Source organism: Paenibacillus thiaminolyticus, assembly GCF_003591545.1.
Lineage (GTDB): Bacteria > Bacillota > Bacilli > Paenibacillales > Paenibacillaceae > Paenibacillus_B > Paenibacillus_B thiaminolyticus_A.
The window spans coordinates 1-17,977 of sequence record NZ_QYZD01000006.1; the positions used below are offsets into that span (position 1 = coordinate 1).

Genomic DNA, 17,977 nt, shown 5'->3' on the forward strand with positions numbered 1-17,977 from the left:
CTCCCTCCCTATTGGTCATCCGCCCATCTATGATTTTCTCCACCACGAGTACCTTTTTCATTTCTGCTTTCGTCAATGTCATTATCTCCTGTTCCATAGTGACATTATCTCAGAACAGTTATAGGGTGACATTATCAAAGAAGAACAACAGTAAGGTGAGGGATAGCCTTGCCTTTTTCCGCTTGAAGTGATAAGATCCGTTACGTAATCGATTGTAGATTCACTCAATATCATATCTGCTGAACCTTCAGGGCAGGGTGCAATTCCCGACCGGCGGTGATGGAACGGTAGCGCAGTTAACGGCTATCGTCTTCCTTAGTCCGTGACCCGGACGAACTTTCGTTCGAACGGTGGATCTGGTGCAACTCCAGAGCCGACAGTATAGTCTGGATGGGAGAAGGGCGTCAGGAGAAGAGTTTTCTTTTTAACTCTTTTTAGTTCTTTTTTTCACATAGTTTTTTCAGTGGCCGATATTCAGCCGGTTTATTTGTCATACGTGGGAAGGCGGTTTCCTCTTTTTCGCGAACGATTCCGGACTGTTTATTTGACTGTACCTATGATGAAAAGAAGTACATACCTGTAAGCTCACAACCTAGCCCTTCGGAGGATTCCGAAGGGTTTTTTGCTGCGATGGGGCAAGCTGTAAAAAGAAGGAGGGACGTTCTGGTGCATCCGGTAATCAATGATGAGTTCTACATGCAGCTGGCGCTGGATATGGCGGAACGGGCCATGGGACAGACCGGTATCAATCCGGCCGTCGGCTGCGTCATCGTCCGCGAAGGCCGGGTCGTAGGCCTAGGCGCCCACCTGCAGCGCGGCGAGGGCCATGCGGAGGTGCATGCGCTGCAGATGGCCGGCGAAGCTGCACGCGATGCTACCGCCTATGTCACGCTCGAGCCATGCAGCCACTACGGCAAGACGCCTCCCTGCAGCCTTCGCCTGCTGGAAGCCGGAATCAAGCGCGTCGTCATCGGGTGCCTCGATCCGAACCCGGCGGTCAGCGGCCGGGGAGCCACGCTGCTGCGCGAGCATGGCGTTGAGGTGGTTGCGGGCGTGCTCCAGCCCGCGGCCGAGGCGCTCATCGAGATGTTCGCCAAGTACATCACGACCGGCCTGCCGTACGTCACGCTCAAGACGGCGAGCACGCTGGATGGCCGCATTGCGACGCATACGGGCGACAGCCGCTGGATCTCCAACGAGCAGGCGCGGGAACAGGTGCACGCGATGCGCCACCGCCATCAAGCGATTATGGCCGGAATCGGCACGGTGCTCGCCGATAATCCGTCGCTGACGACGCGGCTTGCCGTGCCGGGTCTTCATCCGACGCGGCTTATCGTCGATTCACAGCTGCGGCTTCCACTGGAAGCGAAGGTTGTCGTCGACCGCTCCGCGCCGTCGATCGTGTTCACGACTTCCCGGGCGGACGCCGGGAAGCGGGAAGCGCTGGAGGCCCGCGGTGTGCGGGTTATCACCGCTGGCGACGGGCCGCAGGTCGATCTGCGGCACATGATGGAATGGTGCGGAAGCCAGGAGATCGGCTCCATCCTGCTGGAAGGCGGCGGCCGCCTGAACGGCGCGATGCTGGATGGCCGCTGGGTAGATCGGGTCGTGCTGTTCTATGCGCCGACGATTGTCGGCGGCAAGGCGTCGCCGGCCAACTTCGCCTTCGATGGCGTAAGCCGGATGAATGACGCTTACCGGCTCCGGCATACGCGGGTGGATACGCTAGGAGACAATGTTTGCATAAGCGGATATCCGTTCGGCACCGTATTTGAACGGATTGCTGCAACGCGGGATGAGAAGGGAGGAAGCGACAATGTTCACGGGACTCGTTGAAGAAGTTGGCCGTCTCCAGGCCGTTACGAAGCGCGGAGAAGCAATGGTGCTCCATATCCGGGCCGCAAAAGTGCTGGAAGGGATGAAGATCGGCGACAGCATCGCCGTGAACGGAGTATGCCTGACTGCGGTCTCCTATGACTCCGGCTCATTCATGGCGGATGTTATGCCGGAGACGTTCCGGCATACGAACCTGAAGGATTTGCAGCCGGGCGCCCCGGTCAATCTGGAGCGGGCCATGGCGGCTGACGGCCGCTTCGGCGGACATATCGTACAGGGTCATGTCGACGGGCTGGCGCGCATTATGCGCCGGACGGAGCAGGCGAATGCGGTGGTGTTCGAATTCCTCGCCGAGGATCCGGGTATGGCGAAGTATATGATCCCGCGGGGATCGGTTACTGTGGACGGGATTAGCCTCACCCTGACCCGGGCGGAGGAGGGCATGTTCGCCGTCTCGATCATTCCGCATACGCTTGCCGAGACGGCGCTGCACGGCAAGCAGCCGGGAGACACGGTCAATATCGAATGCGACGTGCTGGCCAAATATGTCGATCATTTGCTGGCCTTCGGCAGCCGCTCCGCCACCGGCGGAAGCTCCCGCATCAGCAGCGCCTTTTTGGCGGAACACGGCTTTATGTGACATCATGCAAAGGGGGAAGGGCGATGAGTGAACAATTTCAGTTCGATACGATAGAGGATGCCATACGAGATTTAATGGAAGGCAAAGTGATTATCGTCGTCGATGACGAGGATCGCGAGAACGAAGGCGACTTCGTGGCGCTTGCAGACAAGGCGACGCCGGAAGCGATCAACTTTATGATTACCGAGGGCCGCGGGCTCGTCTGCGTGCCGATTACTCCCGAGCGGGCAGAAGAGTTGGATCTGCCGCCCATGGTGTCGCACAATACGGACAACCATGGAACGGCCTTCACGGTGTCGATCGACCATGTCGAGACGTCGACAGGCATCTCGGCTTATGAGCGCTCGCTGACGATTCAGAAGATGCTCGATCCGAAGGCGCAAGCTGCGGACTTCCGCCGTCCGGGCCACATCTTCCCGCTTATCGCGAAGCGGGGCGGCGTACTGCGCCGCGCAGGCCATACCGAAGCGGCCGTCGACCTGGCCCGCCTGTGCGGAGCGCCGCCGGCGGGGGTCATCTGCGAAGTGATCAAGGAAGACGGAACGATGGCGCGGCTGCCAGACCTGATTGAGATCAAGCAGAAGCACGGCTTGAAGCTCATTTGCATCAAAGATCTGATTCATTATCGCAATGAGAAAGAGAATCTGGTCCGGCGCGAAGTCGAAGTCAACATGCCTACCGACTTCGGCGTGTTCCGGGCGATCGCTTACACGAACGAGGTCGACAACAAGGAGCATGTCGCCTTGGTCAAGGGCGAGATCGACGGCTCGAAGCCGGTGCTGGTCCGCGTCCATTCCGAATGTCTGACCGGCGATGTGTTCCATTCGCACCGCTGCGACTGCGGGCCTCAATTCGCGGCCGCCTTGCGCGCGATCGAACGGGAAGGGAACGGCGTGCTCCTCTATATGCGGCAGGAAGGCCGGGGGATCGGACTCATTAACAAGCTGAAAGCGTACAAGCTTCAGGAACAAGGCCTGGATACGGTCGACGCGAACTTGAAGCTCGGGTTCCCGGCGGATCTGCGGGATTATGGCATCGGCGCACAGATCTTGAAGGATCTCGGCGTCCGCCACATCCGGCTCATGACGAACAATCCCCGCAAAATCAAAGGGCTGGAAGGCTACGGCCTGGAAATTATCGAGCGGGTTCCGATTCAGATGCAGGAAAACGAAGACAATACGCGTTATCTGCATACGAAGGCGGCGAAGCTCGGACATATGCTCGTGTTCGATGACATCGAGCAGAACGAACAAATCGAATCCTGAATCGCAAGCTAGTGACAGCAAATTATATTCCATCGGGAGGTTTTATCTATGCCACATGTATTTGAAGGTCATTTAGTATCGGAAGGGTTAAAATATGGCATCGTCGCCGGACGCTTCAATGAATTCATCGTCTCCAAGCTGCTGTCGGGGGCGCTGGACGCGCTGAAGCGCCACGGCGTGAAGGATGAGGAGATCTCAGTCGCCTGGGTTCCCGGCGCGTTCGAGATTCCGCTCATCGCCCAGAAAATGGCGGAAAGCGGCAAATATGACGCGGTGATCACGTTGGGCGCCGTCATTCGCGGATCTACGCCGCATTTTGACTATGTGTGCAGCGAGACGGCCAAAGGGGTCGCCCAAGTCAATATGAAAACAGGCGTGCCAACCGTGTTCGGCGTGCTGACGACGGATTCGATCGAGCAGGCGATCGAGCGCGCAGGCACGAAGGCCGGCAACAAGGGCTGGGAAGCGGCCGCAACGGCGATTGAAATGGCAAACTTGACGAATCAGTTGAAATAGTGCTTATTTAATGTAGTGCCCTTTATAGAGGTACATGCCTTTATAATAGGGCGCTACATTTGTTTTTTACGGGAGGAACGTTCGTGTCCGTCACTTACAAGCTTGAGCTGTTCGAAGGGCCGCTTGATCTGCTGCTTCACCTTATCGATCAGGCGGAGATTTCTATTCAGGATATCTCGATCAGCGAGATTACCGATCAATATATGGATTATTTACATAGCATGAAGGAATTGGAATTGGATATTACGAGTGAGTTTCTCGTTATGGCAGCGACCCTGTTAGCGATGAAGTCCCAACAGCTCTTACCGAAGCCGCCCGTCATGGAATGGGATGACGACATGATGGATTACGAAGAAGAGGACCTGGATCCGCGGGCGGAGCTGATCCGCAAGCTGGTTGAATACCGGAAGTACAAAGGAATCGCCGAGCATTTGCGGGAAAAGGAATCGGAGCGAAGCCTTCTGTTCACGAAGGAGCCGGAGGATCTGACTCCGTTCATGCCGTCGAAGCCGTCGAATCCGGTGGAAGGGCTCCATGTGTCGGATTTGATTGCGGCCTTCCAGAAGGCGCTGCGCAAAGCATCCCGGCGTACGATGGTCGCCACGATTCACCGCGACGAGATTTCCGTGAAGGATCGGATTCGCGATATCGTCACCGTTCTGCGGCCGGTGGGAAGGGGAGGCAAGCTGCTGTTCTCCAAGCTGCTGAGCGAGCAGTTGACCCGCCACGAGGTGGTCGTGACTTTCCTGGCCGTGCTGGAATTAATGAAGTTGAAGCAGATTCGTTGTTTTCAAGATCGGGTATTTGATGAAATTGTGATTCAGTGGCAAGGGGATGTGGAAGACGATGGACTTTCAGATGTTGAAGTCGATTATTGAAGGACTCCTGTTTATGGCGGGAGATGAAGGTTTAAATAGTAAGCAAATCGCAGAAATTACGGAACAGCGGCAGGAAATCGTCATGGAGGCGCTGCATGATTTGCAGGCGGACATGGAGCGTTCGAAGCGCGGGATCCAGATCGTGGCCATTGCCGGCTTGTATCAATTGACGACGTTGCCGGATCATGCGCCTTATTTCGAACGAATGGCCTATTCGCCTTCCCGCTCGTCTCTGTCCCAGGCAGCCCTCGAGACGCTGGCCATCGTGGCTTACCGCCAGCCGATCACCCGCGTGGAGATTGAGGAGATTCGCGGCGTCAAGTCCGATCGGGCCATTCAGACGCTCGTGAATAAAGACCTGATCGAAGAAACGGGCCGGGCCGAAGCGATCGGAAGGCCGATACTGTACGGCACGACGCGCGCGTTTCTCGATTATTTCGGGCTAGCCAGCTTGTCCGAACTGCCGGAAGCTTCGGCCTTCGAACAAAGTGAAGGCTTGGAGGAGGAGACGCAGCTATTGTTCGAGAAGTTAGAAGGACGGCAGCTGACAATTGAAGATGTGAACGAAGAAGGAGGAGAACGTTAAAATGCGAATTCAGTTTCATGGACATGCCTGCGTCGAAATCGATACTGGGAGCCATCGGCTTATCATCGATCCGTTCTTGACGGGCAATCCGGCCGCGAAGGCCACACCGGATCAGATTCAGGCGGATTATGTGCTGCTTACCCACGGCCATGGCGATCATATCGCCGACGCGGCGGACATTGCGAAGCGGAATGACGCCACCATCTTAGCCATCGTGGAGCTGGCCGAGTACATGGAGCAGCAGGGCGTGCGCGCTATCGGCATGAATCTGGGCGGGGGAGGCACCTTCGACTTCGGTTCGATCAAATGGGTCAATGCCCTCCACAGCTCCTCGGTCACAGTGAACGGGCAGGCTCAATATTTGGGCAACCCGGCAGGAATCGTGCTTCAGATGGATGGATTGACCGTGTACCACGCCGGAGATACCGCCTTGTACAGCGACATGAAGCTGATTGGTGAGCGGTATAAGCCGGATATCGCCTTTTTGCCTATCGGCAGCTTCTTCACGATGGATCCGGAGGACGCGCTCCTGGCCGCGCAATGGACCAAGGCGAAGGTCGTCATCCCGATTCATTACAATACGTTCCCGCCGATTGAACAGGACGGCGCGGCCTTCGTCACTCAACTGAAGCTTATCGGCATTCAGGGCGTTGAGCTGGCCCCAGGGGAATCGCTTGACACCGATGAATTGGAGCTGGGCTGACCCAAGCTGACAGGAGCCGGAGGAAGCCCGGAGAGCAGCAGAACGAATGAATTGGATAAGCGCTGAAATAAGCGGTATGAACAGCCCGCCAGCGGACGACGTCAGTCGATCTGCGGCGGGCTTTGCCGTGCCCGGCGTCCGCCTCTCAATGACACAATGGAACTTCCTGCATGTCTGATTGGATAAAAGGCCATAATACGGTTAGTTCAGGAAATCATTCGGAACGGAGGCAGACTATGGGGATTTGGATTACGGCAGGCATCGCAGCGGTCATCGCCATGCTGCTCTTCCTGATTCTTTTCTCGACCGTCGAATGCAAGCTGGTCATTCACAAAGCGGAAAAGCATGAACGGGTATTCCTTATTATCCGGGCCTTCTACGGATGGATTCGCTGGCGGTACGAATGGCGATCCATCCGCTTCATCAATATGGAGGAAGGATTGAATCTGAAGCAGAAGAAGAAGGAGAACTTCGGCGGGAGCAGCCAGGATAAAGCCAGGCGGAAGGTGAACCGGGAGAGCGTCGCCCGGTACGTCAGACGGATCAAGCGGCTGGCCCGGTATACAAGAGGCATCGTCGAGTGGATCGAGGATACGATGGACAACATAAAGTGCAGCCTGTTCATCTGGGAGACGGAAATCGGGGTCGGGGATCCGGCCGGAACCGCCATCGCCACTGGCACGACCTGGTCAGTCAAGTCATGGCTTGTCGGCAAGCTAAGCTATATCCTTCGTTTTCAGGATTATCCGATTCTAGGAATTACCCCTCAGTTTCATCATCCTTACTTCTCCACCCGCATTATCTGTATTGCCGAGATACGATTCGGCCATGTCGTTCGCTCGCTGGCCCGGCTTGCCTTCCGCATTGTGCGTGCCGAAGGCGGGATCGGCATGTGGCGGCGGACGCTGGCGGAGGCCGCTGCACGGAAAGTGCAGGGCTAGGCTATACATACTACGCTTTATTTGTGCGCAAGCTATGGACGTGCAGGCAGTACCTGATGTGGGGATAGGTGTGGAAAAAGCCGATATACGGCTGTTGGAACTTATATATGTGGAGGAGGACTCAAGGCAATGGCAGAACATCCTGTCGAAGGATTGATGCAAGCTGCGTTCGAAAATATCAAGGCCATGGTCGATGTGAACGCGATCGTTGGCGATCCCGTTCAGACCCCGGACGGGAGCGTTATTCTTCCGATAAGCAGAGTCGCTTTCGGCTTCGCTGCAGGGGGGAGCGACTTCCGGGTTGATTCGCGGCGCTCCGGATCCGGGAACGGGCATGACGATCGGAAATCATCGTCTCATGCCCTGCCGTTCGGCGGCGGAAGCGGCGGCGGGGTGTGTTTGACCCCGATTGCGTTCCTTGTCGTCGGCCAGCAAGGCATCAACGTCGTATCGCTCGATAATCAGACCCATTTGCTCGAACGGATTATCGATGTCACACCAAGCGTGCTTGACCGGATTGAAGCGATGTTCAAGCGCGACGGGCACGGCGGGCCGAGTGAAGAAGAAGAGGCGTGAAATCGTCATGCGTGTCACATGCAGAAGCGTCAAGTTCGTCTGCCTTCCCCATCCGCTAGGCGATGTGCGAAGGAGGAACGGGCTTGGCGCTATTTGCCGTGCTGCCTTCCTCTTCTTTCGCATCTTATCTCGTCAACTTCGTTATTTCTCGTCTCCTTCCGCATACCTAGGAGAAGACAGGCATACACATGGTAACAATTGGACTGGCATCACATAAAGGAGGACCCTATGATCCGATTCACCAATGCGGGATTCACCAAAAAGCTGCTGCTCATTAGTTCCGTGCTACTTGTCCTTAGCCCGTTCAGCGAGGCGAGGAACGGAAGCGCGGGATTTTCCGATACTTCCGGCATGGTGGTGCAGGCTGAACCCGAACGCGTGCCTGAACGCTTTACCCAACGGATGAAGCCCCCGGGCATCCATGCCAAGGCTGCGGCGCTGATCGACGTCGCCAGCGGACGTATTCTGTATAGCCGAAATGGCGAAGCGCCGCTCCCGATGGCAAGCACCACGAAAATTATGACCGCCATCGTGGCGATTGAAACCGGGCAGCTGAGCGATGTCGTGAAGACGAGCAAGCGGGCCTTCGCCAAGGAAGGATCCTCCTTGTACCTGCGCAGAGGCGAGGAAATGAGCCTCCACCATCTGCTGTACGGGCTGATGCTGCGCTCCGGCAACGATGCCGCCGTCGCGATCGCGGAGCATGTCGGCGGGTCTGAAGAAGGGTTCGTGTACATGATGAACGAGAAAGCGGAAATGCTTGGCTTGGAAAAGACGCAATTCCGCAACCCGCATGGGCTGGATGCCGACGGGCACTATACGACGGCCAACGATCTTGCCCGGCTCTCCGCGTACGCGCTTCACAATCCGACCTTTCAGGAGATCGTGCGCACGAAGGTGAAGACAGTGCCGAATCCGAATGAGAATTGGGCTTATAAATGGACCAATAAAAACAAAATGCTGCATCTGTACGAGGGAGCGGACGGAGTGAAGACCGGCTATACGTCCAAAGCGCTTCGTTGTCTCGTCAGCTCGGCGACAAGGCACGGCCAGCAGCTGGCGGTCGTGACGCTGAATGACGGCAATGACTGGCTCGATCATTCCCGCTTGCTTGATTACGGGTTCTCGGCCTTTCCGGAAGTGCCACTGGTCGCCAAGGGGGATAAGATCCAAGGCAATGAGCATCTTCAAGCTTCGGCCTCTGCCGCCTATCCGCTCGGAGCGGACGAGCGCGACCGGGTGAAGGTGTCCGTGCGGCTTATACCGGCGGGAAGTCTCGATTACCGGTTGGGCTATCGCGGATCGCTTCGGTATGAGCTGGATGGCAAGCCGCTGATTTCCGTCCAGCTGAAGGAAGCTGCGGCAGGCGGCGACGAGGCCGGGACAGGCAAGTCGGATACCTCCGCCGCCAGATGGCTCCACGGGCTGCGGAGTGCGGTAGGCTCGTTATTCCTTGCGCGCTAATCGTCAGCGCTAATCATCAGGGAAGGATGCCGGATGTCATAAGGGGGGAGAACGATGGTCAATGCAATATGGATGTTCATGCTGCTAGTCGGATTTATCGCGGCAGCCGCTCAAGGACGGATTGACGCGGTGACGGAAGCCGTTTTTGACGGAGCGAAGACCGGAGTTACGGTCAGCTTCGGTCTGATTAGCGTCATGGTGTTCTGGCTGGGGATGATGCGCATCGCGGAAGACGGAGGCCTGCTGGCCAAAGTCGCAAAAGCGCTAGGCCCGGTCGTCCGCTTTTTGTTCCCGGACGTGCCGCCCAATCATCCGGCGCTCGGGTACATCATGTCCAACATGAGCGCGAATCTGCTCGGCTTGGGGAACGCGGCGACGCCGATGGGGATACGGGCGATGCAAGAGCTGCAGAAGCTGAATCCGGACAAGGAGACGGCGACGCCGGCGATGTGCACCCTGCTTGCGATCAATACGTCCAGCATCACGCTGATTCCGACGACACTGATCGCGATTCGGATGAATTTCGGCTCGGCCAATCCTGCCGAGATCGTCGGCACGACGCTGCTGGCTACGATGGTGGCGACGCTCGCCGCGATTGCGGCCGATCGGTGGTACCGCAACCGGGCCTCGGCCCGTCCGCCGAGCACGACAGCCGGAAGCGGCCGGACAGGGCTTGGCGTGCCGCCGATGCCTGACTAAGAGCGGGCAGCTGGGGTCATGCGGTCAAGCGCCATTGGCTGAAGAGGGAATTCATCACTCGTTCGGAAAGGACGGCTGCTCATGTATGCTGTAGTGTCGCTTATTTCTGCATGGGCCATCCCGGCCATTATCGTCTTCATTCCTTTATACGCGTATTTCAAGCGCATCCCCGTCTATGAATCGTTCGTGGAAGGGGCGAAGGACGGCTTCCAGACCTCGATCAACATCATTCCTACGCTCGTGGGGATGATGGTTGCTATCAGCGTGTTCCGGGCCTCCGGGGCGATGGAGTGGATCGTCGGCTGGTTCGCTCCGCTGCTCAGCTGGTTCGGCGTTCCGAGCGAGGTGCTGCCGCTCGCCTTCCTGCGGCCAATAACAGGTGCGGGGTCGCTCGCTTTTACCACCGATCTGATTAAGAACTACGGCGCAGATTCCATGATCGGACGAATGGCCTCCACCATTCAAGGCAGCACGGATACGACGCTCTATGTGCTGATGGTCTATTTCGGAGCGATCGGCATTAGCAAGGGACGCTATGCGCTCAAGGTGGGACTGTTCTCCGATTTGGTCGGTTTTGTGGCCGCCATTATCGTCTGTCTGCTTGTATTCGGGTGAGATGGCGGAATCGAAGCATGGGAAGGGAGTGTCTCATAGGCATTGCAAAATGAATGCGGTGACGAGTCAACAGAGAATGTGGATGCGGGAGAAAACGGAAACGCTCGCATAGAGACTGTACAGATCGAAAAATGGCGGCGCGCAAAACGGTGGAAGAGGGATGAAGCAGGGAAATCCTGCGTGGATGCAGCAATTTCTGCTCTTTCAGCCGCTATTTGATGAAATTCCTGCAAAAGAACACTATTTTAATCGATTTTTTCTTTTATCGCTTGGATAGTCTGAAATTGATGCCGTTTTGCAGGATTCCCAATAATGGAGTGCGCTTATAAAGGAAAGGTGTATTTATGCAGTTTTTCGGCGAGTCGAGCTTTGAGAATCAGGGGGAGCTGTCTCAATGTAGTTGAATACTACTTTTGGGACAGCCTCTTTGTCATGGATTTCGACAATTTTTTGAACCTCTGGCTTGTGGTCTTGTTCACAAAAGGATATCATAGGTTTGAGGTGACAGACATCGATGGAAGAACGATTGCAAAAAATTATGGCAAACGCAGGGGTTGCGTCACGCCGCAAATGTGAACAATTGATACTGGACGGGAAGGTGGAGCTTAACGGAGAGGTCGTGACCGCGTTAGGGGTCAAGGCGGATCCTGCGACAGACATCATTACCGTGAACGGCAAGCCGATTACCGCGAATGCCAACAAAGTATATGCCGCCTTCCACAAGCCGAAAGGGGTTATTACGAGCATGTCGGACCCGGAAGGGCGCAAAACGGTGCTTGATTTCGTCAAGGGCATCGGAGGGCGGGTCTATCCGGTAGGCCGGCTCGATTACGATACGGAAGGGCTGCTGCTTCTGACCAATGACGGCGATCTGGCGAACATGCTTATGCATCCGCGCCATCATGTGGCGAAGACGTATCATGCGACCGTCAAGGGCATTCCGCATGGCGATCTGCTGGAGAAGCTGAGAGAGGGCATTCAGCTCGAAGACGGCATGACACAGCCGGCCGAGGTGGAATATCATGATGTCGATATGGAACGCAAATCGGCCACGATCAGCATTACGATCTATGAAGGCCGCAACCGTCAGGTGCGCCGGATGTTCGAAGCGATCGGGCATCCCGTCGTGAAGCTGAAGCGGGTTCAATTCGGCAACATCTTCCTGCAAGGAATTCCTCGGGGCAAATTCCGGCACCTGACCAAATCCGAGGTCAACGAATTGAAGATGGCGATTAAAGCAAACCGCACAGAGGCCTGAACCGATTCTTGAATCGGTTGGAACGAACCCGGCAGGTGTGGGGTTTGTTTCCCTTTGCTATGACACATAATTTTCATATTAAGGAAGAGGGGGCGCTCCACCCATGAATTATAATGATCGTGGATGGTGTGCGGAAATTGTAGCAACTCTTCTACCTGGTTGTGAAAAATGTCATAGAAATGAGTGTTCGCAAAATCCAGTGAAAGCGGATTTTTGAACAACCTCTGGAAGGGGCGTAGATGATGGGGAAACGCAATAAGACAGTCCAAATCATTATTTTAGCGGGTATCCTTCTGCTCGGGGGCTTCGCTGTCAGTTCCGCATTCAAGAAGTCGGAGACGCCGAAAGCCGGGGATGCGATACCGAACCTGACACTCCAATCCGTGCAGGGCGATCTGGTTCAGTTAAGCGATTACCGGGACAAGACGGTGGTCCTTAATTTCTGGGGATCATGGTGCGAGCCGTGCGAACGGGAAATGCCCGCCTTGCAGAGCACGGCAGATGACTGGAAGGAACGCGGGGTCGATGTTGTAGGCGTCAATGCGGGGGAAGATCCTCTGGTCGTCGAGAATTATATGAGAAAAGTGAACGTGGATTTCACGATGCTGCTGGATCAGAAGAAGAAGGCAATCAAGGCGTTCGGTATCGGGCCGATGCCGACCACGTTCTTCATTAAGCCGAACGGCAAAGTCCATGCCATCCATATCGGAGAATTATCCCCTGATCAGCTGAATGCTTATCTTCAGCAGATTACAGGCACATAACCGGGATATGGAAGGAGGGCAATGACGTGGCGTTTGTCAACACGAAATGTGAATGCGGGCATCAGAACGCCGTAGGAACGGTGCTGTGCGAAGCCTGCGGCAAACCGCAGAACGAGGAGCCCGGGTCCGATACAGTGCTCGAAATGAGATATGACGGCGTCGCCCGCAAATCGCAAAAGGCGAATCCTTCATGGATTGACCGGATATGGAACTTCTTCTCCTCGGTCAAAATCGCGATCATCATTATTATCATTACGCTGATCGGGGCTTCTCTCGGAACGATTTATCCGCAGGAAAGCAATTTCATCTCGATCGACGCCGCGACATACTACAAGCAGACCTATGGCACGCTCGGGCATATCTATTATTTGCTCGGCTTGTCCCATACGTATGAATCGTGGTGGTTCATTACGCTGCTCGTCATGATCGGGGCATCACTCGTTATATGCAGTCTGGACCGGGTCCTTCCGCTGTACCGCGCCTTACATAAGCAAAAGGTTCGCAAGCATGAGCAATTCATTACGCGGCAGCGCGTCGCCTATCAGGGCGACATCAGGGAGGAGCCGAAGGCATGGCTTGACACAATGTCGAACGCCCTCAAGAAGCGGGGCTATCGCATCGTCCGCGACGACGGGGCGCTGCTCGCGGAGAAGAACCGCTTCAGCCGCTGGGGGCCATATATTAATCATATCGGGCTAATCATCTTCCTGCTGGCGGTGCTGGCAAGAAGCATTCCGGGATGGCATATGGAGTATTATGCCGGATTTCCGCAGGGAGAGCCACGGGAGATTCCGAATACGCCGTACTATTTGCAAAATGATCATTTCACGGTCGAGTATTATTCGGAAGAGGAGATGCCGGAGCATTTCGTCAAGGAAGGCCGTGTGTTCGCGAAGCTGTACGAGACGAAGGCGACCCTGTTCCGCTGTGTCGACAAGTGCGACGATCCGGTGGCGGAGCCGGTGCTGGAGAAGGTTCACCAGTATGATATCCGGGTCAACGATCCGTTGGAATTCGACGGCATCTCGGCGTATCAATTCGATTTCGATCTGACGCCGAAGCTCGTGGCGGTCAAGCCTGAACTGCGGAATCCGGCTACCGGCGAAGTATACGGGCAATTCGAGCTGAAAGTGAACCGGACGGAACGCGAGTATACAGTAGGGCCTTATACCCTGGAATTAACGAGCAAATTCATGGACTTTGGCTTGAACAGCAATGGCGAGCCGACGAATATGTCGCAGGAGCCGAATGCTCCCGCTTTTATTTTCCTGATTAAGGGACCTGGCATACCGGTTGAAGGGGAGCCTTATCTCTATTTCCCGCTACAAAAAGACAAGGTCCGCTTCCAACAGGATGTCATCAACGGCAAGATGGCGGAGCGGTTCGAGCTGCGCGTCCCGTCGATGGATGATGTGACGATGTCCGAATCCATAAGCTATCTGACGGTCCGCAAGGATACGGCGATGCCGTTCATCTGGATCGGAGCCGCCATCAGCATGATCGGCCTGATTATGGGCTTTTACTGGCAGCACCGCCGCGTGTGGCTGCGGCTGGATGGACAGAATCTGGCATTGGGAGCGCATACGAACAAAAATTGGTTCGGCTTGCGCAATGAAGTGGCACGAGCATTGGCGGCCGCCGATGTGCAGGTGGATTCCAAAATGATAGATCGTGGGGGGAATAAGGCTTGAATCTGCTACAATTTAGCCAGGATGCCTATTTAGTCGCATTTTTCTTGTTCTGCATCGCGTTCATTCTGTTCGTGTTCGCCCTGGGAGGCGGCAAAGCCCAGAATTCCGGCCGCCGGGAGCGGAAGTGGGGGAAGATTGCGTTCGCCGTGACGATTATCGGCTTCTTGGCGCAGGCCGCCTACTTCTTCACGCGCTGGATTGGCGCGGGGCATATTCCGGTCAGCAATATGTACGAATTTATGTCCTTTTTGGCGATGATGATTATTGCCGCTTTCGTCGTGGTGTATCTGATATACCGTTCAACCGTGCTCGGCGTATTCGGGGTGCCGCTGGCCGTTATCATTATGGGTTATGCCTCTGTCTTTCCAAGTGAAGTCCAGCCGCTTATCCCGCAGCTAGACTCCATCTGGCTCTATATCCATGTAACGATGGTCGCGCTTGGCTACGCATTCTTCGCGGTCGGCTTCCTGGCCGGGCTGCTGCACCTGCTGCGGTCGGTCCGCTGGGATGCCGGGGCTCCGCGCCGGCCGCAACGCTGGCTTGAGTTCACGATGGCCAGCATTGTTATCGTCGTTGGGTTTATCTTGATCGTGTTTATTTTCCGCGGGGCCGGATACGAGGTCATCATTGACCAAAAGGTGGAGAGCGTCAAGAACGGTCAAATTGAGACAAGGCTTGAAAAGGTGACGTATCAAATGCCGCCGCTGGTCGCTCCGTACAACAGCGATTCGGCTTCCTTGCAGAAAGTGCCGAGCTTTATCGGCATTTCGCTTCCGCTCATGGAAGCGCCAAGCTGGATGAAGGGCGTGCAGGCAGGACGGAAGCTGAACACCGTCATCTGGTCGCTGCTGGCCGGGCTCGCGCTGTATGGTCTCATTCGCTTGCTCATCCGCAAGCCGATTGCGAAGTCGATTCAACCGCTTGTCCGCGGCGTCGACCCGGAGCTGGCCGATGAGATCAGCTATCGGTCCATCGCGTTGGGCTTCCCGGTTTTTACGCTGGGCGGGCTCATCTTCGCGATGATCTGGGCGCAGATTGCCTGGTCCCGATTCTGGGCCTGGGATCCGAAGGAGGTCTGGGCGCTCATTACGTGGCTTTTTTACAGCGCCTACCTGCATCTGCGTCTGTCTCGCAGCTGGATCGGGACGAAATCGTCCTGGCTTGCCGTCATTGGCTTTTTGATCGTTATGTTTACTTTGGTCGGAGTCAATCTTATTATCTCCGGGCTGCATTCCTATGCCGGAGTATAATCCGGGCAGCTGCGCATGCGACTGGACAGGACTCTTGTTCTGTCCAGTTACGCGTATAACCATTGGAAGGGGAGTCGTATATGTCTGAACAAGTGAATCGCATATTGGTAGTTGATGATGAAGAACGCATTCGCCGCTTGCTCAAAATGTACCTGGAAAAAGAGGGGTACGCGATTGATGAGGCAGAAGATGGAGAAATGGCGCTCCGGAAAGCGGTAAGCGAAGATTATGATTTGATCCTGCTCGACGTTATGCTGCCGGGAATGGACGGCATCGAAGTATGCACGCGGCTGCGGCAGGTCAAGGCAACGCCGATCATTATGCTTACCGCGAAGGGTGAAGAAATGAACCGGGTGCAAGGGTTCGAGGTGGGGGCGGACGACTATGTCGTCAAGCCGTTCAGCCCGCGCGAAGTGATTTACCGGGTCAAGGCGGTGCTTCGCCGTTCGTCGGCGACCGCGTTCTTGACCAACGATCCGAAGACGAGCAACAATATCGTATTCCCTCATTTGGTTATCGAGCATGATGCCCATCGGGTAACGGCGGGCGGCCAAGAAGTAAGTCTGACGCCGAAGGAGTATGAGCTGCTTCACTATTTGGCGATATCTCCGGACAAAGTGTTCTCGCGCGAGGAATTGCTGAAGGATGTATGGAACTACGAATTTTTCGGGGATCTACGGACTGTAGATACCCATGTGAAGCGTCTGCGCGAGAAGCTGAACAAGGTGTCGCCGGAGGCGGCGGCCATGATTACGACCGTATGGGGCGTCGGTTACAAGTTAGAGGTGCCTAAATAACGTGAAATTTTGGCGAAGCATTGTCGGAAAGCTATGGATGACCATCATCGGCCTCGTCGCCTTCGTCATGGCGACATTGGGCGTATATCTGCTGCCGTACATTGACAGCAACTTCGCGCATCCGAATGACATTAAGCAATTGTTCGTCTATACCGCGATTACCGGCTTCTCGCTGACGACGTTCTTCGCGTTGTTCCTGTTCACGAAGATTACGCAGCCGCTCCGTAAGCTGAAGGAGGCCGCCGACACGATCCGGCAAGGAGAATATTCCACGAAGGTGACGATACGCTCCTCCGACGAGATTGGCGAGCTCTCGCGCACGTTCAACCATATGGCGGAGGAGCTGAAGCTGACGATTCAGGATCTGCAGCATGAGAAGGAGCACTTGGCGAGCGTGCTGCGGAGCATGACCGACGCGGTGATTACGTTCGACGCGGCCGGCCAGATGCTGCTCACGAATCCGCAGGGCGAAGCGATTCTGAACACCTGGAATCAGATGGAGTGGAACATTCAAGAGGAGGGAGCCGAATCTTCGGCGGTTCCCGATCCGTTGGAGCCTTATTTCCACACAGTCGTCAAGGAAGGGAAGGAAGTCACGGCGCGGGTACACGTGCAGAAGGAAGTATGGTCGGTCGTGATGGGCCCGCTCCATGCGGACAGCCGCGTACGCGGGGCGGTCGCCGTGCTGCGGGATATTACGGAGGAAGTCAAGCTTGAGAAGATGCGGACGGACTTCGTCGCCAATGTGTCCCATGAGATTCGAACCCCGCTCTCCATGCTGCAAGGGTACAGCGAAGCGCTGATGGATGATATCGCCGCTTCCCCGGAGGAACGGCAGGAACTGGTTCAGGTCATTCATGATGAGTCGCTGCGTATGGGCCGTCTCGTCAAGGATCTGCTTGATCTGGCCAAGATGGAATCGGGCCATATGCAGATGCATTGGAACGAGACCGACGTGAATGAACTGATTCACCGCGTGTACCGCAAATATACGGTGCTCGCGAAGGAGCAGCAGATTCCGATCGTCCTGAAGCTCGAAGCGCATGATCCGGTGCTGCCCGCCGCTGACGAGGATCGGCTGGAGCAGGTGCTGACCAATTTGCTAGACAATGCGATGCGGCATTCCTCGGCCGGCGAGGAATGCCGCATCGCTACAAGCCGCGGTCTTTCGGCCGACGGCGGCGAGATGCTCAGCATCGTCGTTCAGGACCACGGCCAGGGCATACCGTCTGAGGATCTCCCCTATATTTTCGACCGCTTCTACAAGGCGGATAAGGCCCGCAAGCGGGAAGCAACCGGCGGAACCGGATTGGGTCTGGCTATCGTCAAAAATATTGTGGAGGCCCACAAGGGCTCTATTCAGGTTCACAGCATTCAGGGCGAGGGGACAACGTTCACCCTTCAGCTCCCGATCCCGGTGTCACAAAAAGAGAACGGATGACGAAATGAGAAAACTCCCTTTTCCGCTTGGCGGAGAAGGGAGTTTTGTGTCGTGCGG

18 protein-coding genes and 1 riboswitch are annotated in these 17,977 nt (G+C 55.8%); all 18 genes read left to right on the forward strand.

Annotated features, from left to right (window positions below):
• The first annotated feature begins 239 nt into the window (after positions 1-239).
• A riboswitch (FMN riboswitch) is annotated at positions 240-406 on the forward strand.
• A 260-nt stretch (positions 407-666) separates the two neighbouring features.
• The 18 genes from ribD (at position 667) to DQX05_RS09025 (ending at position 17,920) form a co-directional block, all read left to right on the forward strand.
• Positions 667-1,836, forward strand: a complete 1,170-nt coding sequence (gene ribD / locus DQX05_RS08940) for a bifunctional diaminohydroxyphosphoribosylaminopyrimidine deaminase/5-amino-6-(5-phosphoribosylamino)uracil reductase RibD (protein ID WP_119792806.1) — start codon at positions 667-669, stop codon at positions 1,834-1,836.
• A complete protein-coding gene (gene ribE, locus DQX05_RS08945; protein WP_119792808.1) occupies positions 1,817-2,476 on the forward strand; it encodes a riboflavin synthase in 660 nt (219 codons plus the stop codon). Before ribD ends, ribE begins: the two co-directional genes overlap by 20 nt.
• Before the next feature lie 23 nt (positions 2,477-2,499).
• Positions 2,500-3,741 (forward strand): bifunctional 3,4-dihydroxy-2-butanone-4-phosphate synthase/GTP cyclohydrolase II, encoded by a 1,242-nt coding sequence (locus DQX05_RS08950; protein ID WP_119792810.1) that lies wholly within the window; start codon positions 2,500-2,502, stop codon positions 3,739-3,741.
• A gap of 48 nt (positions 3,742-3,789) precedes the next feature.
• Positions 3,790-4,257 carry a 6,7-dimethyl-8-ribityllumazine synthase gene (ribH, locus tag DQX05_RS08955; RefSeq protein WP_006676815.1) on the forward strand — a complete coding sequence of 156 codons (468 nt, stop codon included), beginning with the start codon at positions 3,790-3,792 and terminating at the stop codon, positions 4,255-4,257.
• 83 nt (positions 4,258-4,340) lie between these two features.
• Positions 4,341-5,135 (forward strand): segregation and condensation protein A, encoded by a 795-nt coding sequence (locus tag DQX05_RS08960; protein ID WP_119792812.1) that lies wholly within the window; start codon positions 4,341-4,343, stop codon positions 5,133-5,135.
• Positions 5,104-5,721, forward strand: a complete 618-nt coding sequence (gene scpB, locus DQX05_RS08965) for an SMC-Scp complex subunit ScpB (RefSeq protein ID WP_119792814.1) — start codon at positions 5,104-5,106, stop codon at positions 5,719-5,721. Before DQX05_RS08960 ends, scpB begins: the two co-directional genes overlap by 32 nt.
• Before the next feature lies 1 nt (position 5,722).
• On the forward strand, positions 5,723-6,424 hold the full coding sequence (locus DQX05_RS08970) for a metal-dependent hydrolase (protein WP_119792816.1): 702 nt from the start codon (positions 5,723-5,725) through the stop codon (positions 6,422-6,424).
• 236 nt (positions 6,425-6,660) lie between these two features.
• Positions 6,661-7,365, forward strand: coding sequence for a DUF2953 domain-containing protein (locus tag DQX05_RS08975; protein ID WP_119792818.1), 705 nt, complete (start codon positions 6,661-6,663; stop codon positions 7,363-7,365).
• Positions 7,366-7,494: 129 nt separating this feature from the next.
• A complete protein-coding gene (gene ytfJ, locus DQX05_RS08980) occupies positions 7,495-7,941 on the forward strand; it encodes a GerW family sporulation protein (RefSeq protein WP_119792820.1) in 447 nt (148 codons plus the stop codon).
• 228 nt (positions 7,942-8,169) lie between these two features.
• On the forward strand, positions 8,170-9,405 hold the full coding sequence (locus DQX05_RS08985) for a D-alanyl-D-alanine carboxypeptidase family protein (RefSeq protein ID WP_119792822.1): 1,236 nt from the start codon (positions 8,170-8,172) through the stop codon (positions 9,403-9,405).
• A 54-nt stretch (positions 9,406-9,459) separates the two neighbouring features.
• Positions 9,460-10,104 (forward strand): nucleoside recognition domain-containing protein, encoded by a 645-nt coding sequence (locus tag DQX05_RS08990; RefSeq protein ID WP_119792824.1) that lies wholly within the window; start codon positions 9,460-9,462, stop codon positions 10,102-10,104.
• An 81-nt stretch (positions 10,105-10,185) separates the two neighbouring features.
• Positions 10,186-10,719 (forward strand): spore maturation protein, encoded by a 534-nt coding sequence (locus tag DQX05_RS08995; RefSeq protein ID WP_119792826.1) that lies wholly within the window; start codon positions 10,186-10,188, stop codon positions 10,717-10,719.
• Positions 10,720-11,233: 514 nt separating this feature from the next.
• The gene (locus tag DQX05_RS09000) at positions 11,234-11,977 is read left to right on the forward strand and encodes a pseudouridine synthase (RefSeq protein WP_119792827.1); all 744 of its coding nucleotides are present in this window, start codon (positions 11,234-11,236) and stop codon (positions 11,975-11,977) included.
• Between the two features lie 239 nt (positions 11,978-12,216).
• A complete protein-coding gene (locus tag DQX05_RS09005; RefSeq protein WP_119792829.1) occupies positions 12,217-12,741 on the forward strand; it encodes a redoxin domain-containing protein in 525 nt (174 codons plus the stop codon).
• Between the two features lie 26 nt (positions 12,742-12,767).
• Positions 12,768-14,432, forward strand: coding sequence for a cytochrome c biogenesis protein ResB (resB, locus tag DQX05_RS09010; protein WP_119792831.1), 1,665 nt, complete (start codon positions 12,768-12,770; stop codon positions 14,430-14,432).
• Positions 14,429-15,682, forward strand: coding sequence for a cytochrome c biogenesis protein CcsA (gene ccsA / locus DQX05_RS09015; protein ID WP_119792833.1), 1,254 nt, complete (start codon positions 14,429-14,431; stop codon positions 15,680-15,682). The genes resB and ccsA overlap by 4 nt, the downstream gene beginning before the upstream one ends.
• 80 nt (positions 15,683-15,762) lie before the next feature.
• Positions 15,763-16,479 carry a response regulator transcription factor gene (locus DQX05_RS09020; protein ID WP_119792835.1) on the forward strand — a complete coding sequence of 239 codons (717 nt, stop codon included), beginning with the start codon at positions 15,763-15,765 and terminating at the stop codon, positions 16,477-16,479.
• Position 16,480: 1 nt separating this feature from the next.
• A complete protein-coding gene (locus DQX05_RS09025; RefSeq protein ID WP_119792837.1) occupies positions 16,481-17,920 on the forward strand; it encodes a sensor histidine kinase in 1,440 nt (479 codons plus the stop codon).
• Positions 17,921-17,977 lie beyond the last annotated feature (57 nt).